This window comes from Paenibacillus sp. SZ31, assembly GCF_012912005.1.
Taxonomy (GTDB): domain Bacteria; phylum Bacillota; class Bacilli; order Paenibacillales; family Paenibacillaceae; genus Paenibacillus.
Genome location: NZ_JABBEA010000003.1, coordinates 36,241 through 62,092 on the forward strand (window position 1 = coordinate 36,241; position 25,852 = coordinate 62,092).

A 25,852-nucleotide genomic window follows, 5' to 3' on the forward strand; every position below is an offset into this window, starting at 1 on the left:
TCTTATCCTTGGTATCCCTTTTATAGAAAAAACCCCAAGAGCTCCGTAAAGCAGAGATTGGGGTTGCTGTTTATTTCACCAATTGACCACGTGTAACGCCCAGTTGGTTCGTTGCTTTTAGGGTTTTCCAAACTTGTGTACCACTGATCTCGCCGCGTAATGCACGGTTGTACAGATCAATTACTTCACGTACCTGCTCCGGTGTCTCTTCCAGGAATTCCACACGGTATCGTGATACACCCAGATCCATAAAGTTGGTCAGATACTCGGCACCTGACTGCTCCACTGCGTTGTATACCGTATTACGGCAACCTTCATCCACACGTACCGGGTGGGACATACCGATCCGGTCTTGCAGTGATGCACGCTGTTCCTCACAAGGACGTCCACAGTTCGTAAAGTCCGTTCCTTCACTCATGAACGTACAGTACACACAGTGCTCGGTGTGGAACATCGGCAGATGCTGATGGATAACCACTTCGGTCTGACTTGTACGGGAGTGACCAAGCAAATCAACCATTTGTTGAATGTTCAGGTCATAGGATGGCGTAATCCAGTCACATCCGGCTTCCAGGAACAACTCAACTGCTTTGTGATTGGCGATGTTCAATGAGAAGTCGCCGATCAGTTCCGGGTGCTTCACATCCGGGTTTTCCATCCGGTGACGAAGGTAGAAGTACAGCGCACCTGTATTACGCACCAACACCGCATCCGGCTTCAGACGCAGGATGTTGTTATGATATCCATTCTCCCCAGGCATGTGAATACGCGGTGTTGCCAGCGCGATCTTGCGACCAGCGGCATGCACAGCTTCCACGGCTGCCGGGAACTGTTTGATAAACTCGAAGTCGGCATAGATCATGCCGATTCCTGCTTCTATCGCTGCCTCCACTTGTGGCAGGCTGCGACAGAGCGCGGTCAACTCCGCTTGACCGCGAGCGACTGGCGATGCCGGTTTAACCGAATCGCCGTACACATCTACCGCCCGTTTCACGTAGACCGGCGGTTTCGGACGCTCGCCCGCGAGTTGTTCTACCGCCTGACGGCGAATGTTATTCAACTCGCGCATTGGGATAATGACGTCACCGTGCAGGTTGACGTCCATTCCTTCCAACTGGAACACTGTGCCTCCCAGACGTCCGAACTGCTCTTCGAGCAATTCATGCGTCATTGGACGTTTCTGGGCGATGTCCAATTCCATCTCGGAATCAATACGGACAGTCGTGCCCTTCTGCACGTCTGTCCACCACGTGCTAAGGGGCTGCCCCGGGCTGCCGATAACTTTTACTTTCACCGGGAATACACGGTACGGCTTCTCGGTCTCGAAGCTTTGACGCAGACGTTTGTCCAGTGCCGGGTCATTCGTTTTCCACACTTTGTCGCCAACCTTCACGCGGCGTAAATCCACGTCACTGCGGCCTGGCACGACGTCAACGATCCAGCCCTCTTCAGCTTCGCCTTCGAGTTTTACGCCTTTGCGACGTACATCGTATACGCGTCCGCCCTCTTCCTTCTGAGTCGGGTCTCCGGCGTCAAATACGATTCCGTCTCCACGTTTCACAGGTGCATCCAGTTTCAGGACCACACCATCGCGCAACACTTGATCTACACGACCGAGGTAGACACCACGGCTTTTCGGGAACGTTCCATCCACCAGTTCTTTGTTGTTTGTACCGCTCAGGAAGCCATGCGTGAATCCACGGGAGAAGCTTTGCTGCAATTCGCGAACTTCTTCCTTGCTTGGCGGTGTGTTATCTCCATCAAAATAACGGTCAATCGCTTTGCGGTATTTGCTTACTACGTTTGCTACGTATTCTGGCGTTTTGAGACGTCCTTCAATTTTGAAAGAAGTTACTCCTGCTTCGATCAGTTCCGGCATCAGATCAATCGCTGCCAGATCCTTCGGAGACAACAGATAAGCTACATCACCCATCGGTTTGTGCACCCCATCCACCATCAGATCGTATGGAAGACGACAAGCTTGTGCGCACTCTCCGCGGTTCGCCGAACGTCCTCCCCACATTTCGGAAGTGAGACATTGACCCGAGTAGGATACACACAGCGCACCGTGCACAAATACTTCCATTGGAAGCTTCGCCTGCTCACCGATCTTCTGGATCTGCTTCAGGTTGTTCTCCCGTCCCAGAACGACACGTTCCATATCAAACGGCTTCGTAAACTCGACCGCTTCCGGTGACGTAATCGTCATCTGTGTTGAACCGTGAATCGGGAAATCCGGCGAGATCTCGCGGATCATCTTCACCAAACCCAAATCCTGAACAATTACAGCGTCCACACCTGCATCGACACATGCATCAATCAGTTCTTTGGCATCCGTCAATTCATTTTCAAAAATCAATATATTAAAGGTCAAAAAACCTTTTACGCCATAACTGTGCAAAAACGCCATAATCTCTGGCAGCTCGTCCATGCGGAAGTTGTTCGCCCGTGCTCGTGCATTAAACTTTTCGACTCCGAAGAAAATTGCATCTGCGCCATTGGCTACCGCCGAACGCATACAATCCCAGTCACCGGCGGGTGCCAGAAGTTCAACGTCTTCTCTTCGTATTGTTGCTGTTTTCATGTAGATCCTCCCCATAACCGGCTATCCGCCGGATTTCATCCCTATATCCTTAAATGCCTGAACTCACCAAGCCTAAACCTGTACCTAATCCGGTACACCAGCATTGTCACTGTATTGCTATATCTATACATTATGTCTGTATTGCCTGAACTCCAAGCTTACAGTCATCCATATTCATCAGATCAGCAGTCATAACTCCTGAACTAGTATAGTGTACCACTTCTGCACCGACTCTTCTACGGCTTTCCTGAAAAAACCGTTTACCATTTTCATTTCCAGCACGACAAAAAAACCGAAAGGTCTTTTGACCCTCCGGCTCCGATACATTTATTTAATAAAAGTAAATGAGTTCACTGCTTTTTCCAAGGCGGCTGCCTGGACTTCTGTCTTATTGGCATCATTCAGACCACTTGTGATTGTATAGGTCGTTCCGTCCTTTTCGAACACGATCTGGCGACCCGCATATGGCACTCCCTTGTCCAGTTCATGATACGTAAAGGAAAATGCAGGCACACTCGCAAACGTTAACTCCTCACTGCGAAGCAATTTGAAGTTCTTACGGGTTTTGGTGGCTTCGGCATAAGCTTCTCTCAGTTGACTTACCGTCATCTCGATCGACTTGTCTTCGCTCGCCGCAATGGAGAATTCTCCTCCCGTGAAGGTGTACACCACAGGTGAATATTCGAATCGATCACTGTATGGCGTCCAGTACCGTGGAATATCCACACTGTAATGATAACGTTTGGACGTACGCGTGAGTGTCTTGGTTTTGTCTGTCAAATAAGGATCTTCATCTAGCTGACCGAAATTATCGGCAACCGTATCAAAATCTATCTCCACACTCTTCATGATCCGTTCAAACCATGCCCGATCTGCAACCTGCTCCTCAGGGAACGTATACTCTGCATAATACCGATACCCATTCTTCTGCAAAAGAACATCAAACTCGGTCTGCCAGCCCCCGCCAAAGTTATAACGGAATTCATTCACCTCGGCAGTCTCTCCCGAGATATCCATCGTGTATGAGCCAATTGGCTTGTAACTCTCTGGTGTAAATGTCTCACGCATCCACTTATCCAGTTGGCCGCTCCAGTCTTTTACCGTTGTACCTGCCTTCGCCGAAGTGACACGCCATTGCAGATACGCACCATCCTTGGCTTCATAGATCATCTGATTGTTGTCCATCGACCAGCCGGCAGGAATCTTCAATTCAATGCCATAGTCATCATTCCACGCGGAGCGCATGCCATTATCTACGGTAGACAGATCCTTGATCGTTCGATCCGACTCCGCATAGGTAGGCTGGAATGAATTGAGCAGCGCCGCACGGTTGCCCAGATCTTTATAATTCAGGGCTTCGTAATCCGCGAGGTACACATCATATTGACGACCTTCGCTCAGATACTGGCGCATCTCCCACAACATGCCGTCTACATCTTTCACGATAATCCGTGCATAAGGCGTTTTGCCTTTCGACACCGCTTCACGATCCAGCACCGTATCTCCCGATTGTTTGGCCTCCTGGACGAGTTGCTGCAACAAATCATCCGAATCCAGAGCCACATCCTGGTCACTGACATACACTTCAAGATAATAACTGTTGTCCGCAGCGCCGAAAGTCATCATGCGCTCCTGCTCACCAGTCTGGAAAACCATAAGGTCTGCCGGATAGTTGATGGACCAACCGTAAAAACTGTTGCCGATTCTGGTTTTACCTTCGTCCAAATGAATGCCATCCTCATCGTCCACCGAATCATCGGTTTGCAACAGACGAATCACCATTTCTCCCGAACTGTTTGGAGCAAGCGTCGCTCCGATACCCGCAGCAACCGGACGAAGCGGGACCATAAGTACGCCATTTACCATCTTGGGAGCGGCACCCATCTCATGTTTCACACCATCCATCCAAGCAATTGAACTGCCAATCGTTAGAGTCACCGTATGCGGACCTTCCTTGATTTTGACGACATCATTTTTCTCCAGCCGGATTTCACTGCCAAATGCTTTCTTGAAGACACCGACAGGTACCATCGTTACACCCTTGACCTTGTACGGTTTGGCTATGGCCTGCTTATCGCCGTTAATGTAGGCACTCGTGCTACCTGCTTTGACTCGTAGTTCACTTGTCGTCAGATCAGACGCCCATACAGGCAGTGCCGCCCCAATAGTCAGCATCCCGGTTAATACACCTGTGCTCAGCACACGTATCCATGACTTTTTCATTCCGTTCTTTCGTCCTCTCTCCATCCGGGTTGATCGCCGGGCTATATTATTCATCATCTGCAAGGAACGCTTCATCTTCCTCGTCCTGAATGTCTGCGCGATCAGCAAGCACTAGCGTACGGGTTACGATATCGCCATCCGTTTGCATCAACAGCTTTACCTTTTGCCCAGGCAGATACGTTTTGAGCAACTCATTGATATCCACGACAGAGGACACACGTGTGCCAGCCACACTATAGATGACATCGCCCTCTTTGATTTTGGCTTTCTTCGCTTCAGGAGACAGTACGCCCGTGATCGTTAATGGATCATCTGTAGGCAGGCCCACAACAGCAGACCAGCTTTCTTCCAGCTGTAGCCCCAGACTCGCACGTTTTATTTTGCCATATTCAAAAAACTGATTGATGATATATTGAACGGTATCGACCGGAATCGAAAATCCCAAGCTTTCTACGCCGACCGCAGAGAATTTCATCGAGTTAATACCGACCACTTCACCCTTCAGGTTGACCAGCGGTCCTCCGCTATTCCCTGGGTTAATGGCCGTATCAGTCTGAATCAACCGGTAGGTCGCCTCAACACCACGATTCAAGCCGCTAATTACCCCTACCGTTGCCGAGTTGCGCAATGAAAAGGAAATCGGTGTACCTATGGCGATTACCGTCTCGCCAACAGAGGTTTGTGAAGCTTTGGCGAAGCTCGCCGGTTTAAGTGCTTTGGCATTGATTTTGATTAACGCCAGATCACTTAGTGCATCACTGTATGTTTTCGTAATTTTGTATGTATTGCCATCCGTCGTTACGACCACCGGATTCACTAATCCGTCGACCACGTGGGCATTCGTCACGATCCACCCGTTGGAACGAATGATGACCCCTGTACCATGTGCAAGATTATAGCGGTCATCTGATGATGCACCTTCCTGTACTTCGGTAGATTTCCCAATAATGCCTACGACCGAAGGAGACACCTTTTCGATCACTTTGGGAATGGCTTCATTTCCCTTGTACGTGTATGTTCCGGATTTGGCATCATATTGTCCACTTCCACCAAATGCCTTGACCAGATCCTTGGTGTTCACATAGACTTGACCATCTACCACCTTCGCTTGCATTGCCGTTTTGGATTCAGCCGCACCAACCGTTGCCGCTACACTGATTGAGAGTACAGCAGCCATCAGTATGGCTATCCCCTTTTTACCCAACACGCTCATATTCTCACCTGACCCTCTCTATACATCCTTCTTGCGCGACTCGACATCGGATTCATCGCTGAATCTATTCTCTCTTTCTCTCATCTGCAATTCCGGTATCCCTCAATGTATCATACAGAATCTGGATATACAATTGTTTTAAGTCCCTATTTTGGTAGAGAAGATAGAATCCTCTTCAATCGTTCAAACGAAATGAAAAAAACACCCTCCATGTCTCTCTGGAAAGTGTTCATTTGTACCACTATTGGCTTAAATTCCATTCACTTTAGCAGCATTCCTACTGAGCAAACCAACCGGTTATCATCGCATAGTCTGTCATCAGAAATACCAGTAGGCTGACTACTGCAAATCCGATCGCAAACAGATTCTTCTTCGGTGCCCGAAGGAGGCGAACGACTCCGATGAAAATCAGGATCGTAAATAAGATGACAAAAATATCAAATGCATTAAAATTCGATGTACTCGCCGTGGCAGCTTCTGCAAACAGCATGGATAGACAGACCTCCTCACCATAGTTGAACAGCTAACGCATACCCTAATATCTTCCTCTATGTTATCTGTACCCTGCTTGTAATGCAAGCCCTATCATCCATAAAAATGAAAAAAATCCAATTTGGTCGAATATTCTTGCAATGCTTGTCCCAACACATATGTAAACACTTTCACGAAAAACAATATAGTACAGGGGAACCGCCTACATATCCCATAAAAATAAAACCCTTCCTGTCGGAAGCAGAGCACATCAGATCGTAATCCAATGTCTCACACTTCTCGAAAAGAAGGGCCTAGTCACTATCGTTAATTGTTCAATAATCTCTGACTACAAGGACTTAGTCCACCAATTGCAGTGCCTTACTCCGCTCGGTATCCCGCTCCAGAACTGGCTTCAAGTACTTGCCTGTATAGGAAGCTTCCACTTTAATGATATCCTCAGGTGTTCCAGTTGCAACAATGGTTCCTCCACCGCTACCGCCTTCTGGACCCAAATCGACAACATAGTCTGCCGTTTTGATCACATCCAGGTTATGTTCGATCACTAGCACCGATTCCCCAGAATCAACCAGACGGTGCAATACGGTTAGCAAACGGTCGATATCATCGACATGCAAACCGGTTGTCGGCTCATCGAGGATGTAGATGGTTTTCCCCGTACTGCGGCGATACAGCTCGGAAGCGAGCTTCACCCGCTGGGCCTCACCACCGGACAATGTGGTTGCAGGTTGTCCCAGATTGATGTAACCCAGACCCACATCCATCAGCGTCTGCATTTTGCGATGGATCTTCGGAATGTTCTCGAAGAACTGGGTTGCATCTTCAACCGTCATTTCCAACACATCGGAAATGTTTCTGTTTTTATATTTCACTTCAAGCGTTTCCCGGTTATATCGTTTACCTTTGCAGACTTCACAAGGGACATAGACGTCCGGCAAGAAGTGCATCTCGATCTTGATAATGCCGTCTCCACGGCAGGCTTCACAACGTCCACCTTTGATGTTAAAGCTGAACCGGCCTTTCTTGTATCCACGTACCTTGGCTTCATTCGTCTGAGCAAACAAATCCCGGATATCATCAAAGACACCTGTGTACGTAGCCGGATTGGAACGTGGTGTCCGCCCGATTGGCGACTGATCAATATCGATGACTTTATCGATATGCTCCAGACCACGAATCTCTTTATGCTGACCCGGACGTACTCGAGCACGGTTCAGATCACGTGCCAGCGTTTTGTACAGGATCTCATTGATTAATGTGGATTTACCTGAACCGGACACACCCGTTACCGCAGTAAACACACCTACAGGAATCTTCACATTCAGATTCTTCAGGTTATTTTCTTTGGCTCCGCGTACTTCCAGCCAGCGGTCTCCTACACTTCTACGTTCTGCACGAATTGGAATGAATTTGCGACCACTCAGATATTGACCGGTTAACGAGTTCTCATCGTTCATGATCTCTTCCGGTGTACCCTGTGACATGATGGTACCTCCGTGGATACCTGCACCCGGACCAATATCAATAATATAGTCGGCAGCCATCATCGTATCCTCATCATGTTCAACCACGATCAGAGTATTACCAATATCCCGCATATGCGCAAGCGTTGAGATCAGGCGGTCATTATCCCGTTGATGCAGACCGATACTCGGCTCATCCAGAATATATAGTACACCCATCAGGCTGGAACCAATCTGTGTGGCCAGTCTGATCCGCTGCGCTTCTCCACCAGATAATGTTCCGGCAGCACGACTCAGCGTAAGGTAATCCAGACCAACATTCACCAGGAAGCCGAGACGGCTGTTGATTTCTTTTAGAATAAGCTTGGCAATCGTCTGCTCTTTCTCCGACAATTCCAATGTATCGAAGAATCGACCAGCTTCACCAATGGACAAACTAGTCACATACGCCATGTTATGATCATTGATCGTAACTGCGAGACTTTCCCGTTTCAGACGCTGACCTTTACACGTACCACAAGGCTTCGCGCTCATGTAACCTTCAATGAATTCGCGAATACCTTCAGATGCTGTATCACGGTAACGACGCTCCAGATTATTCACGATACCTTCAAAGGTAACCAGCGCTTCCTTGCGTTGTCCAAAATCATTCTCATACCGGAAACGGATTTTCTCCGTACCTGTACCCTGTAACAACTTGTTCATCTGTTCAGCTGGCAGATCTTCGACAGGCACATTCTGCGGAATGTTGAAGTGTTCACATACCGACTTGAGGAACTGCGGATAATAGGTGGATGTTCCACCTGTCCAGGCATCAAAAGCACCGTCTTCGATCGTCTTGCTGCGATCCGGTACGAGCAGATCAGGGTCAACGATCATTTTAACACCCAGTCCATCACAATCCGGGCAAGCTCCGAAGGGACTATTGAATGAGAACATCCGCGGCGCCAACTCTTCAATACTGAATCCGCACACCGGGCAGGCAAAGTTAGAACTGAAGCGTAGCTCTTCTTGACCCATAATGTCCACAAGTAGTTGTCCGCCGGACAAATTAAGTGCCGTTTCAATGGAGTCAGCCAAACGCGCCTGTACATCATCTTTAACGACGATCCGGTCAACGACCACTTCAATCGTATGCTTTTTGTTTTTCTCCAATTGAATATCTTCTGACAGGTCACGCAATTCCCCGTTCACTCGTACACGGACAAAGCCCTGCTTGGACACATCGGCAAATACACTTTTGTGCTCTCCCTTACGACCAGAGATAATAGGTGCCAAGATCTGCAACCGGGTACGCTCTGGATATTGCATAATACGGTCAACCATTTGTTCTACGGTCTGGGAGCTGATCTCCACGCCATGGTCTGGACAATGCGGATGGCCCACACGTGCAAATAACAGACGCAGATAATCATAAATTTCGGTCACGGTTCCTACCGTGGAACGCGGATTGCGACTTGTTGTTTTCTGATCTATTGAAATGGCAGGAGATAATCCTTCGATGGAATCAACGTCCGGTTTCTCCATCTGTCCCAGAAACTGCCGTGCATAAGCTGACAATGATTCGACATAACGTCGCTGTCCTTCGGCATAGATGGTGTCAAAAGCCAGCGAGGACTTGCCTGAGCCACTCAGGCCGGTCAATACAACAAAGCGGTCACGCGGGATGGTAATGTCGATGTTCTTCAGGTTATGCGCTCGTGCGCCTTTAATGACAATGTTATCGCTCGCCAATAGTATTCATCCTCTCAGTGTGTTAATCCAAACCTTTTTAAAGGCTTTTCGATCCCTCCCAAACCCTCCCTTCCAAGGGAGGGCCCATAGGGCGCAGCCCTCTGGACACCCGAAACAAGCGGTGCAACGGTGAGGGATCGGTTCTTTCTATGTGAAGGGTGGTCGTGTGCCCGCGGCTCCGTATAAGGTTCCGGCTTCATTGCCGGAACCTTATACGGCCGCTCTACTGCGAGGGTGCGCTCTCGGCTTCGCCTTGATCGCGACAGGTCGCCATTGCCTTTGGCTCGGCTCCAAGGTCAACACCGGGGCGCTCTCGGCTTCGCCACGTTCGCGACAAGTCGCCATTGCCTTTGGCTCGGCTCCAAGTTCGACACCGGGACGCTCTTGGCTTCGCCTTGATCGCGACAAGTCGCCATTGCCTTCGGCTCGGCTCCAAGTTCGACACCGGGACGCTCTCGGCTCTCAGGGGGACACGACTCCCAAATGCTTTCCTATAAACCTTTTAACCAATTTCAACTTTTCTATCAGTATAGACCTGATTCCAAGATTTCAACATCTCTTATTATCGGTAGATATAGATGATTTCCTTACTCAACAAGAGAACGGCCAATTGGCCGTTCTCTTGTTACAGATATCTCTTTACTGGAGCATATGAATGAGCTGTACCTTATTCAGCGCGAAGTTCCAGCAACGCATCGCGAAGCTCGGCAGCACGCTCAAACTGCAGGTTTTTGGCTGCATCTTTCATCTCTACCTCTAAGCGCTGAATAAGCGCCTGGCGATCCTTCTTCGACATCTTCTCGGCTGCGCCTGTGAGATAGTCTTTCTTGGATTCGGCAACTTTGGTTGCCTCAATCACATCACGCACTTTTTTGCGAATCGTCTGTGGTGTAATTCCATGTTTCTCGTTGTACTCGATCTGAATCTCACGACGACGTTCGGTTTCCTTAATCGCCTTGTCCATCGAATCAGTTACTTTATCACCGTATAGAATAACGCGACCCTCGCTGTTCCGTGCTGCACGGCCAATCGTTTGGATTAGTGAACGCTCGGAACGCAGGAATCCTTCTTTATCGGCATCCAATATGGCTACCAAGGATACTTCGGGCAGATCCAGACCTTCCCGGAGCAAGTTGATTCCGATTAGCACATGGAAAACGCCCAACCTTAAATCACGTAAAATGGCCATCCGTTCCAACGTTTTGATCTCGGAATGCAGGTAACGTACCTTGATTCCAATCTCTTTCAGATAATCCGTCAGATCCTCGGACATCTTCTTCGTTAATGTTGTAATCAACACACGCTCGTCTTTGGCAATCCGATCATTAATCTCACCGATCAAGTCATCAATCTGTCCCTTCGTTGGACGCAGTTCAATGATTGGATCAAGCAGCCCTGTTGGACGAATAATCTGTTGCACCATCGTATCGGTATGCTCTATCTCATAAGGACCCGGTGTGGCCGATACATAGATGATCTGATCCATCTTGCCTTCGAACTCATCGAATTTGAGTGGACGATTATCCAGCGCTGACGGCAGACGGAAACCATGCTCAACCAATACCGTCTTCCGCGCTTGGTCACCATTGTACATCGCACGGATCTGTGGCAGGGTCACATGAGACTCATCGACCACGATCAACATGTCGTCCGGGAAGTAATCCATCAGTGTGTATGGCGTATCGCCGCGTTCGCGGAAAGTCAGCGGACCGGAATAGTTCTCAATCCCCGAACAGAATCCGACTTCCTTCATCATCTCGATATCGTACCTTGTGCGCTGCTCCAGTCGCTGAGCCTCCAGCAATTTCCCCTGTTCACGCAACGCTTCAAGACGCTCTTCCAGCTCACGCTCAATGTTCACCAGCGCAACCTTCATCGTCTCTTCTTGCGTTACAAAGTGAGACGCCGGGAAGATGGCAATATGTTCACGTTCGCCAATCAGTTCACCGGTTAACACGTCGATCTCCGTAATTTTCTCGATCTCATCACCGAACAATTCAACCCGAATCGCATGTTCGCCCTTGGAGGCAGGGAATATCTCCACAACATCCCCACGGACACGGAATGTACCCCGCACAAAGTTAATATCGTTACGTTGATACTGGATTTCTACCAGACGAGACAAAATCTGATTACGTGGTTTCTCCATACCTACCCGGAGTGACAGCAACATGCTGGAATACGAATGCGGTGAACCCAAACCATAAATACAGGATACACTCGCTACAATAATGACATCCCTGCGCTCAAACAATGAACTTGTCGCTGCATGCCGCAGTTTGTCGATCTCTTCATTAATACTTGAATCCTTCTCGATATACGTATCAGAGGAAGGGATATATGCTTCTGGCTGAAAATAATCGTAATAACTAACGAAATACTCAACCATGTTGTTAGGAAAAAAATCTTTAAACTCACTTGCCAGCTGCGCTGCCAGCGTTTTATTGTGCGCAATAATCAGCGTTGGCCGTTGCAGCTGAGCTATGGTCTGTGCAATGGTGAATGTCTTACCCGTACCCGTTGCACCCAGCAGAGTCTGATACCTTTTCCCCTCCTGAACACCCTTCACCAATTCTTTAATGGCTGCAGGCTGATCACCTTGGGGAGAAAACTCTGACTCGATTTCGAACGTTTTGTCGCTCATTATAATATCGCTCATTGCCGTATCTCACCCTATCGTCTAAAATAATAGTCACTATATATTGTCGAAGTTCCCCGAATTTTCATATGGGAAAACTTATAGTAATAGGAATATTTGTTCCCGTTTAATTATACCTCGTTCGTTTTAGTGATGCAAACGTGAAATGAAGATAGGAGTGGGTTAATTTATGGATATTGCGACACTTATCGGTATTATTGCCGGAATTGCCGCAGTCATTAGCGGTTTTTTGTGGGAAGGCGGTCAATTGTCCGGTCTCATGCAAAAAACGGCTGCTTTAATTGTATTCGGTGGAACGATTGCTGCTGTGGTTGCCAGTTTCCCAGCGCATCGTCTGCGTACGATTCCAGCTGCCCTGCGTATGGCTTTTGGACGTAACAATAATGAATCAGGCTTGTGGGTTGAAGAACTGGTCGAGATGTCTTCGATCGCGCGCCGTTCAGGTGTGCTTGCATTGGAACGTAAGGTTATGGATCATCCGCATCCATTTTTGCAAGATGGGATTCAGATGGTTGTCGATGGTACCGATCAGGATGTGGTTCGTCAGATCCTGGAGATGGAGATTGACTCGATTGAACAAAAACATGAAGGATACGCCAAAATATTTGAATCCGCTGGTGGGTACGCGCCAACCATGGGGATCATCGGAACCGTGATGGGACTTATTCAGGTACTTGGCAGTTTGACCGATCCAACCGGACTCGGACCTGCCATTGCTGTTGCCTTTACCGCAACCCTGTATGGGGTCGCCAGTGCCAATCTTATCTTTTTGCCCATTGCCTCCAAGATCAAATCCAGAGGTGCCGACGAAGTGCAGACCATGGAAATGCTTCTCGAAGGTGTCCTTGCCATTCAGAACGGTGAGAATCCCCAGCTTGTACGCAAAAGACTGGAGTCCTTCACACTCACGCATCGTCAGCACATACGCCCTCTAGCAAAGGAGGGATTGGATGAGTCGGCGCAGTAAAAGGCGCGGAAAACGTGAAACTGTCGATCATCGGGATCGCTGGATGATTACTTATGCCGATCTCATTACCCTGCTTTTGATCTTTTTTGTCATCATGTACGCCATGAGCAATCTTGATTCCGGTAAATATGACGTCGTTACTCAATCCTTACAAAATACATTCAACGCGTCAGACTCTGTACTCGAGCTTGGTGAGGGGCTCGGTGAGAAACCGGGACAGACGATTACAGAGACCCCACCATCCGAGGTTCAGGGTGAAGGAACGCCTCCCGATTCCGGGACTGTTACGCCAGAAGATGACAACAAGCCTCTCACAGAGCGGGAAGAGCAATTCAGATCACAGGAACAGGAACTGCAAAATCTGTTCAATGTGATTACCCAATATATCGAGGATAATAAACTGGAAAATCAGATTTTTGTTGCGGACAAGCCACAAGGCCTCTCCATTACACTAAGTGACCGTTTCCTTTTTGACCAGGGACAGGCCGCTCTAAAGGATGGTGCAGCACCAACACTCAGTAAGCTTGCCAGCCTGTTCCGTGATCTGAATACTGTTGTCAGCATTGAGGGTCACACCGATAATGTTCCTGTGGGGGCAAACTCCGCCTATACCGATAACTGGCAGCTTTCCGGGGAACGCGCACTGTCTGTATTGCGATTCTTTCTGGATACAGAGAAGCTCAACCCTGATGGCTTCCAATATGCCGGGTATGCAGATACCCGCCCAACGGGTGACAACACCACACCGACTGGCAGACAAAAGAACCGTCGAGTTGAAATTACTGTATTGCGCCAGCTCCAACCTTAATTTTCAACATTTCGCATAATGCATCAATACTTATAAGCAAAAAGAGCACGCTCTAACTGAATTCAATTCAGCAGAGCGTGCTTTCTTTTATGTCGTATTGCCTTATGCATCCACACCTGGCTGACTGGGACGTAGAATCGCTGAGCCTACGGTCAACAAAATGGCAGCCATTCCGAACAAAATCAATAGTGGCAGTGTAATATCCAATAACGTACCGCCAGCGGAGATCGTTTCCACCGCCTGAATCGCCCATTTCTGTGGAACAAAGTTGGCAAGCTTCTGCATATAGTCAGGCATGAACGAGATCGGCCAGAAACAACCACCTATCATGCAAGTTGGCATAATAATAAGGGAATTCAACATATTCGCATTTTTTGAATTACGGATCAATCCTGCAACGGTACTTGCGATGCCCATGGAGACCAGCATGAACGCTGCCAAGATCATGAAATGAATTCCAAAAGGAATGCCGGCATCATAATGCAGCAACCACCTGCTGACTCCCAAAACCAGAACAATCTGAATCATGCCAATGACAAAGCTACCCAGGAAATTGCCAAGCGCAATCTCATATGCACGAACGGGCGCCGTATATACTCTGGCCATCGTGCGTTTCCTGCGATCCTCCATAATCACGGCTACTGCACTGGTCAGCAAACCCATCATAAACATGATCGTAAATCCAGTCACATTGTTCAGGCCTGGCTTGGGATAGATCTGCAGATCTGTGACTTCACCAGCAACCTGATGCTTTCCTGTTTCCTGTATTAGCTGTTCAAACGGCTTCTGTATCTTCACCGTTATGTCAGTCTCACTTGAGGCATGACCCGCAGCCAACGTAACAGCTGAAGCAGATTGTTGCAATCCGCTCGTCAAACCTTCAACCGCCGCTCGTAGGGTATAGGAATCTTCGCTTATACGCAGTTCCACCAGTTGGATCTCGGTTGCCTTACCTTGTAACAGATCCTCCGTATATCGTGCCGGAATGATGATGCCAGAACTTCCTTTTTGCTGAGCGATGGCTTCCTTCACTTCTGCTTCGTTATTCATAGGCTTAAGCAGATATTCCTCTTTGCCAGCAAGTTCGTTAATCATCCATGTCCCTGCTACCCCTGTATCCTCATTGACATAGGGAATGACCGCCTGTGTACTCTGCTCACTTCCAAAAAGAGCAACTGCTCCCGTAACCACCAGGCAAGGCAGAAGCAGAAACGTAATGAAGCCCATTTTACGTCCAAGTGTACGTCTGATCATCAACCAGGCGATGTGTAGACTATTCATATCGGTATCCTGCCTTTCTATAGATCAATCCTGAGATGGCGAGTAATACAGCGCATACCACGCCTAGCATCAGAATGCTATAAATAATCTCTCCGACAGGTGCATCCAGCATCATTCTCAGAAAACTCTGGAGCGCCCAGTGGTTAACTGTAAATTCACTAATCCGTTGTACAAAATCAACCGGGATGGGCCTGAATCCACCACTAATGAATGTCATGGCAACGATGATACCTTGTAAGGTTGCACTGGCTGATGCCGTGCTTTTGCATACTAGTGCGACGATCACGCCAAGGGTCATAGATGCCAATGTGATGAGTAAACAAGTTAGCACAATATACCAAGGATGGGTTCCCCAATCCACACCGTAGAACCAATACGTCATAAGGATAATCATCGTTGCTTGCAAGAAAGCGAGTAGGCTGTTGCCTACAATTTTTCCAGCGAAAATAACTCCATTGCCTAGAGGGGCAGCCTGAAGGCGAATTAACGTTTTGTTATCACGCTCTCCAAAAAGGCTGGTACTTGTTGTCATGCCTGAGTACAACATGAACATCGCCAGCATGGAAGCTGCATAGTATTGGGAGGAACTATACGCCGTACCTGTCTTACCGGGATTAATAACAGCAATGGAGGTAGAATTCGTCGCACCAGGCTCCGAATAAGAGGCCATGGCAGCCATTACTTCCGGACCGAGCACTTTGGTCATCGCCATCTTTCGGTTCAATTCATCCGTAAATCGTGTGAACAAAGTTTCACCCAAGGTATTAAGTGTGTTGTCCTTTCCTCGTATCCACTGTAACCTGGCCTCTTTCCCCATCATCACGTTCTGCTCAAAATCTGAAGGAATCAATACGGCAAAGTCCAGCTTGCCGGTACGCAGCGAATGGACAGCCTCTTCTTTTGTCGTAAAGTTCTGCACCTTAACCATCTCCGCTACCACTGGAGAGTTCACGAATGTATCCAGCGCTTGATTAAGCGTATCTGATCCTCCGCCTAATTCGGGATTCATCTGGATTATACCCACACGTACAGTATCCGGAATAACATCATCCGCCGTCCCCATCGTACTGGAAAGTGCCGTGCCCAAAATTAAAATAAGTAACAACGGCAGAATGAACAGGTTCAACACCACGGATCGAATCTTAAGAATACGTCTCAATTCAAAGATGCAAATATGCCATATATTCATCTCATGCTCCCCCTAGTCCCGAAGCATACGCCCGGTCAGATTGAGGAACAACGTTTCCAGATCCGGCTCTTCGACCTTAAGCGACTGAATGGATATTTCATGTTTGCTGCAAATGAAGAGCAGATCCTGGAGATCCTGCTGTGCCGAAGGCAGCGTAATGGTGAGTGTATTCTCTGATACGTCCACCATTCGCACGCGAGGGTGAAGTTTCAGTTCTTCCACCACGTCGGGACCGATACCGGAAGTGGAGAGCACTACTTTTTCCTCCGATGCTACCCGTTCTCTCAGCTCTGCTTCAGTCCCACAGGCAATGATTCGCCCCTGATCCATAATTGCAACCCGGTGACTAATCGCGGCTACTTCCTCCATGTAATGACTTGTATATATGATCGTTGAACCCATCTTGTTAAGCGTACGTACTGATTCAAGGATATGATTCCGAGATTGCGGATCGATGCCAACTGTCGGTTCATCCATAATAATTAGATCCGGACGATGTGTAATCGCACATGCGATGTTTAACCTGCGTTTCATACCGCCGGAGAAGGTTGCGGGAGCATCCTTAGCTTTATCCTGCAACCCTACAAATTCAAGGGACTCCTGTACCCTCTCCTTAAGCAATTTTCCACGCAATCCATATAACCGGGCGAAAAAAGTCACATTCTCCGCAGCCGTCATCGTTTCGTATAAAGCCAGATCCTGTGGAACGAGTCCGATCTTGCGCTTTACTTCAAGCGGTCGCTCCTTGACCGATATCCCATCTAATCTGATTTCACCCTGATCCATATTCAGGAGCCCTGCAATCATGCTAATGGTGGTACTTTTTCCTGCTCCATTGGGACCAAGCAATCCAAAAATTTCGCCTTTGCCAACACTAAGGTTCAAATGATCCACTGACAGCCTGCTGCCGTATCGTTTTACGACATGATCCACTTCAAGTATGCCCATCCCTTTTACGCCCCTTTTCCGTTTCGGCCTTTGCCGCTGGATTTCATAATTTTATTGTAACGGATCGTAATCTGTAGCGAAGGTACGAAAAGTCATGAATCGAAGGTGACTTAAGTCATCTCCTGATTCGAATGCTGCTTATGGTATAATCAAGGGCGCATTACCGAGAGATTTTCTACTCCACTTTTATATAAAGGATGTCACAACCATATGCCGATGCGGTTTCTGCAATACGGGTTAATTATCGTTCCAGCAGTGCTGTACCTGTTGATGCTACCCTTGGAAAACGACGACGTCTACACCCTCTATATCATCATTGCACTTGGACTCTCCGTGTGGAAAGATTTCATCCGTTCAAGTGCACAGCAGTGGCTGTTGCTTCTGGCCCAAATATTCTGGAGCTGCTGGCTGATCGCTTTGTTTGGACCATTTATGTTCTTCCTCTCTTTATCAGTGCTCTACGTGTATATGTACAGACTGGAAGGGACCCAGCGGTGGTTGATGTTTGGAAGTCAGCTTGTGGCAAGCAATATCGCATTGCATTGGCATTATTCTACTCCACAGACATTGCAACCATGGTTAACTACACAGTATACAAACGAGGCTACTCTATTCTCCGCAGAGACAACTGCGATGGTTCTTAGCAACCTACTTCTGATCATCACAGCGGCTCTGTCCTGGCAGGGATCAAGATCGGCTAGCAGCCGCGGACAACTGGAACAAGTCTATGACGAGCTTCGCAGCAAACATTACGAGCTACAAGAAGCGCGTGCGCAGCTGCTGTTATTTACAAAGCAACTTGAAGGAGCGGCTCAGGCAGAGGAACGCACCCGTATCTCAAGACAGCTTCATGACGATATCGGGCATCGACTGATTCGCACCAAAATGATGTCGGAAGCCGCCCTGCTAACCCTCCCCCGAGATCAGGAAAAGGGAACGGAAATGGTGAGACAGATTCGTGATCAATTGGCCACCAGTATGGATGATATGCGCAGCACACTTCATAAATTGCAGCCTGATTCCTATGTATCCAATGCCTACGCACTGGATCGTCTCCTTGAAGAAGTGGGCAGAGATACCGGTGTGAAGACACATTATGAAGTTCATGGCCCATCTCATATGCTGTATCCAAGCATACAGATTGTTTTCTACAAAAATGCCAAAGAAGCCCTGACCAATGCGCTACGACACGGAAATGCTTCTTCGATCACAGTGGAGTTGGTATTCAGGGATCAGGAAGTCTCTATGAGCGTAAGTAATGATGGCAAAATCAATCCCCATTCCTCTAAGGAAAGTGGCATAGGACAGGAAGGCATGCGTCTACGCACACAAATGGTAGGAGGAGCCTTGGAGATTCAATCGGCTTTTCCGTATACGGTAATTACACGCATTCCAATAACGAACCAAATGGATATACTCTGAAAAAGGAAGTGAATGTTCTCATGTCCGAACAGAATGATGTAAATCAAAAAAGTGATACAGCTCACCCTCAACTTATTCGGCTGATTCTCGCAGACGATGATTACTTCATTCGTGAGAGCCTTAAAGTGCTGCTCGGACTGGGCTCCGGCATTCGTGTTACAGGCACAGCTTCAAATGGACAGGAAGCGTTGGCATTGCTTGAAGCAGGAACGCCTGCGGACGTGGTGTTGATGGATATTCGGATGCCGGAATGTGATGGAGTCGAAGGTACACAACTTATCAAGGCACGTTTTCCTGAAATCCAGGTGCTCATGCTGACTACGTTTGACGACGATGAGTATATTATTCAGGCATTGCAGAATGGCGCAAGTGGTTATTTGCTCAAAAACGTCCCCCCTGAGCGGATCATTCAAGGCATCAAGACCGTACATAATGGCGATATGTTAATCCATCCGGATATTGCTCGCAAGCTAACAGGACTCCTTCGTCCTGCTACAATTCCCCAGACACAGAATTCAATCGAAGCCTATGGACTGACGCGTATGGAGCTGGCGGTTGCCGAAGCCATATCGGAGGGGCTATCCAATAAGGAAATTGCCGCCAAACTGTTCCTCAGTGAAGGCACGGTCAAAAACTACGTCACGGATATTCTCGGCAAGCTGAGCTTGCGTGATCGAACCCAAATCGCCATCTTTATGTTAAAAAAATAACAAAAAGGTATTTCCCTTGCCTGCGACGGCGCTGAGAAATACCTTTTTCATTGCTTGATTTATGCAAACATACTTCATCACGTATGCTAGTTACATCTCCACGGACCCTTTATCACTGGCCACAGGGGCTGGCGGTAACGCTAATGGGGCTTCGTCCCTTTGTGGTTTTTTCAAGCGGGCAAACAGTTTGAGATTAATGATATGGAACAGCGTCAGTGGACGTAACCGAATCGCCCAGACCTCGTGATTGTCCGGTGCCATAATGACCCCAAGCTGATGATGCTCCCCTTCATAAATCGCTCGTTGCATGAACTTGCTTTCTCCTTGGTGATTACGCACCTCAAGCTTGCAAAAAGCTGGATTCATCCGCAGAGCGCGATGCAATTCTTCCGGTGAATGAACCAACTTACCATTCACCTTGTACAACGTCTCTCCTGCTTCAATCCCCAAATCTGCAGCAGGACTCTCCGGAATAACAGCCAATACTTTTAACCCATGCTGCGGATGAACAAATACCGGACTGCGATTTTGCTCTTCAAACGCGCTGTACCATACCAGAAATTCATGTCCAATAAATGCAATCAGCGCAGTAACCAACATGAGCGGAGACCACCATGCAGCAAGTAAACTGAAGACAAGCAAGGTTGTCCCATAAAGCATCAACCGCTTGGATGTGATCTGCACCTTCTGTCCAGGAAGCATACTCTGCGTTATCTCACCGAATCCGAGCATGATGGGCAACGCAACCAGCATATAACTATGTCCTGCATTCATAAGTGGATTCCATGCCAGCTCCGCGCCACCTCCTGTGACGGGAACAAGAATCAGTAGGGGAATGGCCCAGAACTGTTGCAGTTGATATCCGCCAACCAGCTTCCCACGTTTTCCCTCGAAGAGAAGCGGTGATGCCATCGATACCCCCTGCATACGTACTAACAGGGCTTCACCCATATGTAGGAGGGCCGCCAAGACAAGCAATGCAGGCATATCCAGAGCACGTAGCGTCTCTGTGATACTGCCCATCCAACCGGATGGCTGCCAGCCTGAAGCCAGATTCAAACCAAATTGCAATACACCCAGTAATCCAGCTGCGTAAGCAAAGCACAGATACCGGATACGGAACAAGGATAGAACTAACGTTGCAGCCCATATGCATATGAGACTTCCCAGCGTAAGATGTGCACCGAGAAATAGGGACACGATTGAGACAATGATACCGATGAGTATGCCTCCGAGCACCGCACGAATCGTCTGTGTTATCGAGCTTTGCAAACGGACATGAAACAATTTACGCTCCTGTAGTAACTGACGATGATAGATCAGCGCAATCAGGATCACCGCAATATAATAAAACGGCTGAATAAACAACTGCAACAAAGCTTCTCCTAATGTAGTTAACCACGGCCATACCCATTCCATTGTGGTCGGTCACCCCTCTCCTTCAGCCGGTTCAGAAAAAAAGAAGGCTGAAAATCAGCCTTCTTTATGGCTTCGACACTGCGGACGAAATATCCTTTGAGACATTTTCGATCGCGCGTTTCAGCTGTGCATCATATTGAGGATTGGCAATGCGTTCAATCAGAGCCGCTTCGAGTGATTCAGCGGTTTTCTCGTCAATCTGGCCTGTAGCCTGAATGCCTTTTTGCTTCTGGAATGCCTTGACCGCTTCTTCTGTCTGCTGGTCATAGTATCCGTCCACACGATCCGGTTTGAAATCGAGTCCTCTCAGCATCGTCTGCGCACTTTTCACATCCGTGCTATTACTGTCATATTTCAGTGGTAACTTCTCTTTGTTAATCGGTGCCACCGAGAAATAATCCGGTTGGTCTACCGCAATATCCGGTTTGATTCCTTTTTCATGAATCCAGTCCCCGTTCGGAGTGAGCCACTTCGCAATGGTAATCTTCAGCAAGCTGCCGTCACCCATTTGTTTGTCATAACTCGTCTGTACGGTTCCTTTACCAAAGGAGTTTTCACCGATCAACTTAGCGCCCGCTGACTGTTGCAATGCACCGGCCAAAATCTCCGAGGCACTCGCGCTACCTTTGTTCATCAGGACTGTGACTGGATAAGCTTTCGCTGATCCATTGGATTTACTTTGTTCCTTTTTGCCGTTCTTGTCTTCGACTTGCACAATAACCTTGCCTTTAGGAACAAATTGCTCAGCAATATCAATGACAACTTGCAGTACACCGCCTGGGTCATTCCGTACGTCGATGACCAGACCTTTCATGTTCTGCTTCTCAAGCTTCGCCAATTCTTCTTTAAAGCGATCGCCTGTATTGAGAGAAAATTGGGTAATGGCAATAACGCCAATTCCGCCATCCTCCATGTGAGCATATACGGTCTCCAGATCAATGTCGTCCCGTACAATAACAAATTCAATCAGTTCTGAAGATCCAGCACGTTTGACTTGTACCTTCGCTTCACTGCCCTTTGGACCTCTGATTTTGTTAACAGCCTTGTTCAGTTCCAAACCTTGCAGGGATTCACCGTTTACCGACATAATCATGTCTTTCGCACGAATACCCGCTTTCTCGGCAGGTGATCCTTTGATCGGGGAAACAACAACGACGTTTCCATCCTGTGAAGATACCTCTGCGCCAATACCGGTAAATGAACCTTCGATCGACTCTTCAAACTGAGCAGCTGTTTCCTGCCCCATATAGTTGGAGTACGGATCACCAAGGGATTCCATCATGCCGTTGATCGCACCGTCAATCAATTTGGTCTGATCTACGTCTTTATAATAGTTGCTTGAGATCAAATCCATCGCGGTTTCAATCTTCTTCAAATCGTTCTTCTGCTGCGTATTGCCGGTTACACTGGCCAGCAAACCTTCACCCGGTGTGGCCTGGCTCGCTATTCCCGGATAAGTCATTAATACCAGGGTTAGTAAACTACCGCCAAGGAGACCCACAATGACAAGCAGTAGCGCCGATCTTTTCTTCATCATCCGTTTGTCACCGCCTTTAGTTTTGAAGCGTGTCAGATTCCATTGTTGCCAGAATCCATTCCCTAAACATGCCAGCTTAGTATATGTCTAGCTTGTACGGAATATGTTTTTTCCATTCGGTCTGTAGATGAGGAAATTACAAATAGTTCATTGGATTGACTGCTGTACCATTATCTCGTACTTCAAAGTGCAAGTGAGGTCCAGTAGAGTTTCCTGTATTTCCTGACTCAGCAATGGTATCACCTTTGCTCACGGTGTCGCCCTTGCTGACTTTAAATCCACCTTCGCGCAAGTGACCATATAACGTCCATAGTCCGCCACCATGGTCCACAATAACCGTATAGCCATAACCGCTATACCATTCAGCCATGATTACAATTCCGCCGGAGGCAGCATGTACAGAGGATCCCACAGGCACAGCGAAATCAACACCGTTATGCATCTTACCCACTACACCCGTAATTGGGTGGGTACGGGGACCGAATGGAGAAGAAATACGTCCGCCAGATACCGGTCTTGAGAAGATACCATTACCTGATGAATACGTGACCTCACTGCTGCTATCCGAGCTGACTCTGGTTGGCGTCTTGGCTGCTGCTTTCGCCCGAGCTGCTGCTGCGGCTTTTGCTTTGGCTGCGGCTGCTGCCTGTTGTTCACGCAATTTATTTTTCTCTTGTAGAAGTGCTGAACGTTTGCTGGCAATCTGCATCAATACATCTTCTTGCTCTTGTGTCAGCTCTTCTGATTCTTCAATCTTAGCATCATATGAAGCGAGAAGCACTTGCTTTTCCGCTTCTTTTTCATTCAATTGGGACTTGCGCTGTTTCTTCTGTGAATACAGGCTCTTGGCTTCTGCATATTGCACATCCAGTTCTGCCTTTTTGTCCACAACGAGTTGCTTGTCCGCTTTGTGCTCATCCAGCAGATGCTGATCCTGATCCACGATCGTTTTGAGTGAATCCGCACGGGTCAGAAAGTCAGTGAAGCTGGTGGAGGACAACAATACATCCAGATAGGATACAGCACCGTCCGTATACATCAGACGCACGCGTGACTCCAAAAGTTTCTCCCTTGCAACAATACGTTCTTCTGCCGCTTGCAGGTCTTTCTTGGTTGTACGGAGATCTTCCTCCGTGTTCTCGATCTGCAAGGATACGCTGGCCAGTTCATCACTAACGACATTGATCTGTTCCATAACAACCTTCAGATAAGCGTTGGTTTTGTTCTTGTAATGCTGAGCTTCCTTTTTGTTGGAAGCAGCTTTTTTCTGCTCCTGCTTGGCAGTAGCTGCCTTGTTCTCCAGTTGCTGAATCTGCTGGTCAATATCGCTGATGCTACTCTTGGCATATCCGTCAGAAGGTTGAAGCGTCATACCGGCCAATAACGTTAGGGCCAGCAGCGAAGCGGTTTTTTTCAAAATGATGATCCCCCATCCTATGATTTCACAAGAAAGCAACCTGCACAGGTGGTGAACAGCATGTTCTTTGCTTTCTTCCAACTTAAAAGACTCCGTCTTTCCTACATATCGTCAAACAGCGTCCATTAATGAACCTGCTTTACCATTCTTTTCGACATATTCTGCAATTCGATCGATCAAAACAAAATTAAACGTTGAGTGATTTCCGAATGGACAGTGTACTTCCCAAAATACCTACCAGCACACCGAGTCCGATCAACAGTGTTCCAAACAGCAACCAGATTTCGCCGAGCGGAATCAAGTTAAGCATCTGCATGAATACATCCTGACCAATCGTGTTCATCAACTGGCTGTATCCAAAGAACAGCACCCCAACCGTAATAACCGAGCCAATAAATCCAATGAGTGCACCTTCAATAAAGAAAGGCCAACGAATAAAGGTGTTGGTTGCGCCGACCAGCTTCATAATGCCGATTTCCCGGCGACGGGCCAGAATCGTTACGCGAATCGTATTCGAGATCAGGAACATGGACATCAGACCCAGTCCCCCGACAAAAATAAATCCGATATTACGGACCAGTTTCGTGAATTTGAACAACACTTCCACCGTTTCCTTGCCGTAGTTCACTTTCATGATCGGCTTCTCTGGGTGTTTTTCGTTCAGGGCTTCGATTTTTTGCGCCACAAAAGTGACGGTTTCCGGTTCAATGACCTCAACTTCAATGGTCTCCGGCAGTGGATTGTTGTCCACATCGAAACCGCTAAGCACATTATCTGCACTCTCTCCAAGACGTTCACGGAACTCCTGTAGTCCTTCTTCCTTGGAAACAAAACGAATCTCACTTACTTCAGGCATCGCGCTGATTTCTTGCTCCAGTGTGTTACGCAGGTTCTCGTCCACATTCAGTTCAAGGAACGCGCTAATCTCCACCTGGCTATCAACCTGATTCGCCATGGAGTTAACATTGAGCACCAGCAACATGAACACGCCAAGAATCAACAGCGACACAATGATGGACATGATGGAGGCTACAGACATCCAGCCGTTGCGGAATACGTTTTTGAATCCCTCCCGCAGATGGCGCAAGAGAGTACTAAAATTCATAACCGTATTCCCCTCTCATCTGATCCCGTACAATCTGTCCACGTTCAATGGCGATTACCCGTTTACGCATCGTGTTTACGATATCTTTGTTGTGAGTCGCCATAACAATGGTTGTTCCTCGGAAATTAATCTCATCCAGCAGTTGCATAATGCCCCATGACGTCTCTGGATCGAGGTTCCCCGTAGGCTCATCCGCGATAATAACCGATGGGTTATTGACGATAGCCCGTGCAATGGCAATACGTTGCTGTTCCCCGCCTGAGAGCTGTGAAGGTTCACGATTTGCTTTGCTGCGCAGTCCCACCAAGTCGAGTACTTCCATGACTCGTTTCTTGATATGACGCTTCGGTGCTTCGATAACTTCCATCGCAAATGCCACATTCTCAAATGCGGTCATCCGTGGCAGCAGACGAAAATCCTGGAACACCACGCCGATGTTACGACGTACATAAGGAATCTTTCTTGGCTTTAACTTACCAATATTAAATCCGTTAATGGATATTTGTCCTTTGGTCGGAACTTCTTCTCTGTACATCAATTTCATAAATGTCGATTTGCCTGCGCCGGACGGACCGACGATATAGACAAATTCATTGCGGTCGATCTTCACCGACACCCCTTGTAATGCGTGGGTCCCATTGGCGTAGGTCTTCCACACGTCCTGCATTTCTATCACATCAT

At 47.9% G+C, this 25,852-nt stretch carries 18 protein-coding genes; 4 read left to right on the forward strand and 14 right to left on the reverse strand.

The window, feature by feature from the left end; translation table 11 throughout:
• Positions 1-70 precede the first annotated feature (70 nt).
• The 6 genes from HF638_RS07740 to uvrB form a co-directional block, all read right to left on the reverse strand.
• Positions 71-2,584 (reverse strand): U32 family peptidase, encoded by a 2,514-nt coding sequence (locus HF638_RS07740; protein WP_169479713.1) that lies wholly within the window; start codon positions 2,582-2,584, stop codon positions 71-73.
• Between the two features lie 327 nt (positions 2,585-2,911).
• Positions 2,912-4,807 carry a stalk domain-containing protein gene (locus tag HF638_RS07745; RefSeq protein ID WP_169479714.1) on the reverse strand — a complete coding sequence of 632 codons (1,896 nt, stop codon included), beginning with the start codon at positions 4,805-4,807 and terminating at the stop codon, positions 2,912-2,914.
• Between the two features lie 46 nt (positions 4,808-4,853).
• A complete protein-coding gene (locus HF638_RS07750; protein WP_248278073.1) occupies positions 4,854-6,020 on the reverse strand; it encodes a S1C family serine protease in 1,167 nt (388 codons plus the stop codon).
• A gap of 277 nt (positions 6,021-6,297) precedes the next feature.
• Positions 6,298-6,510, reverse strand: coding sequence for a hypothetical protein (locus HF638_RS07755; protein WP_017692026.1), 213 nt, complete (start codon positions 6,508-6,510; stop codon positions 6,298-6,300).
• 340 nt (positions 6,511-6,850) lie between these two features.
• Entirely contained in the window at positions 6,851-9,709 is a 2,859-nt protein-coding gene (gene uvrA / locus HF638_RS07760; protein ID WP_169479715.1) for an excinuclease ABC subunit UvrA, read from the reverse strand.
• 667 nt (positions 9,710-10,376) lie between these two features.
• Complete coding sequence (uvrB, locus tag HF638_RS07765) at positions 10,377-12,368, reverse strand: excinuclease ABC subunit UvrB (RefSeq protein ID WP_169479716.1); 1,992 nt, start codon at positions 12,366-12,368, stop codon at positions 10,377-10,379.
• Positions 12,369-12,537: 169 nt separating this feature from the next.
• Here uvrB and HF638_RS07770 point away from each other — a divergent pair, with 169 nt between their 5' ends.
• Both HF638_RS07770 and HF638_RS07775 read left to right on the forward strand, forming a co-directional pair.
• Positions 12,538-13,335 (forward strand): flagellar motor protein, encoded by a 798-nt coding sequence (locus tag HF638_RS07770; RefSeq protein WP_169479717.1) that lies wholly within the window; start codon positions 12,538-12,540, stop codon positions 13,333-13,335.
• The gene (locus HF638_RS07775; RefSeq protein ID WP_169479718.1) at positions 13,319-14,143 is read left to right on the forward strand and encodes a flagellar motor protein MotB; all 825 of its coding nucleotides are present in this window, start codon (positions 13,319-13,321) and stop codon (positions 14,141-14,143) included. The genes HF638_RS07770 and HF638_RS07775 overlap by 17 nt, the downstream gene beginning before the upstream one ends.
• A 102-nt stretch (positions 14,144-14,245) precedes the next feature.
• On the opposite strand, the gene HF638_RS07780 is transcribed toward HF638_RS07775, so the two are convergent.
• From HF638_RS07780 to HF638_RS07790, 3 genes are read right to left on the reverse strand one after another with little or no spacing between them, the layout of a single operon-like run.
• Complete coding sequence (locus tag HF638_RS07780) at positions 14,246-15,424, reverse strand: ABC transporter permease (protein WP_169479719.1); 1,179 nt, start codon at positions 15,422-15,424, stop codon at positions 14,246-14,248.
• Entirely contained in the window at positions 15,417-16,613 is a 1,197-nt protein-coding gene (locus HF638_RS07785) for an ABC transporter permease (RefSeq protein ID WP_169479720.1), read from the reverse strand. The genes HF638_RS07780 and HF638_RS07785 overlap by 8 nt, the downstream gene beginning before the upstream one ends.
• A 12-nt stretch (positions 16,614-16,625) precedes the next feature.
• Positions 16,626-17,561, reverse strand: coding sequence for an ABC transporter ATP-binding protein (locus HF638_RS07790; RefSeq protein ID WP_211175548.1), 936 nt, complete (start codon positions 17,559-17,561; stop codon positions 16,626-16,628).
• Positions 17,562-17,771: 210 nt separating this feature from the next.
• Here HF638_RS07790 and HF638_RS07795 point away from each other — a divergent pair, with 210 nt between their 5' ends.
• Together HF638_RS07795 and HF638_RS07800 are read left to right on the forward strand one after the other, a co-directional pair.
• Positions 17,772-18,983, forward strand: a complete 1,212-nt coding sequence (locus HF638_RS07795; RefSeq protein WP_169479721.1) for a sensor histidine kinase — start codon at positions 17,772-17,774, stop codon at positions 18,981-18,983.
• Positions 18,984-19,003: 20 nt separating this feature from the next.
• A complete protein-coding gene (locus HF638_RS07800; protein ID WP_169479722.1) occupies positions 19,004-19,693 on the forward strand; it encodes a response regulator transcription factor in 690 nt (229 codons plus the stop codon).
• Between the two features lie 90 nt (positions 19,694-19,783).
• Here HF638_RS07800 and HF638_RS07805 read toward each other — a convergent pair whose 3' ends face one another.
• From HF638_RS07805 to ftsE, 5 genes are all read right to left on the reverse strand, one after another.
• Positions 19,784-21,112, reverse strand: coding sequence for a PDZ domain-containing protein (locus HF638_RS07805; RefSeq protein WP_169479723.1), 1,329 nt, complete (start codon positions 21,110-21,112; stop codon positions 19,784-19,786).
• A gap of 64 nt (positions 21,113-21,176) precedes the next feature.
• On the reverse strand, positions 21,177-22,649 hold the full coding sequence (locus HF638_RS07810; RefSeq protein ID WP_169479724.1) for a S41 family peptidase: 1,473 nt from the start codon (positions 22,647-22,649) through the stop codon (positions 21,177-21,179).
• A 136-nt stretch (positions 22,650-22,785) separates the two neighbouring features.
• Entirely contained in the window at positions 22,786-24,066 is a 1,281-nt protein-coding gene (locus HF638_RS07815) for a murein hydrolase activator EnvC family protein (RefSeq protein WP_169479725.1), read from the reverse strand.
• Positions 24,067-24,253: 187 nt separating this feature from the next.
• Positions 24,254-25,171 (reverse strand): permease-like cell division protein FtsX, encoded by a 918-nt coding sequence (gene ftsX, locus HF638_RS07820; protein WP_169479726.1) that lies wholly within the window; start codon positions 25,169-25,171, stop codon positions 24,254-24,256.
• Positions 25,161-25,847, reverse strand: coding sequence for a cell division ATP-binding protein FtsE (gene ftsE / locus HF638_RS07825; RefSeq protein ID WP_024631580.1), 687 nt, complete (start codon positions 25,845-25,847; stop codon positions 25,161-25,163). The genes ftsX and ftsE overlap by 11 nt, the downstream gene beginning before the upstream one ends.
• Positions 25,848-25,852: the final 5 nt, after the last annotated feature.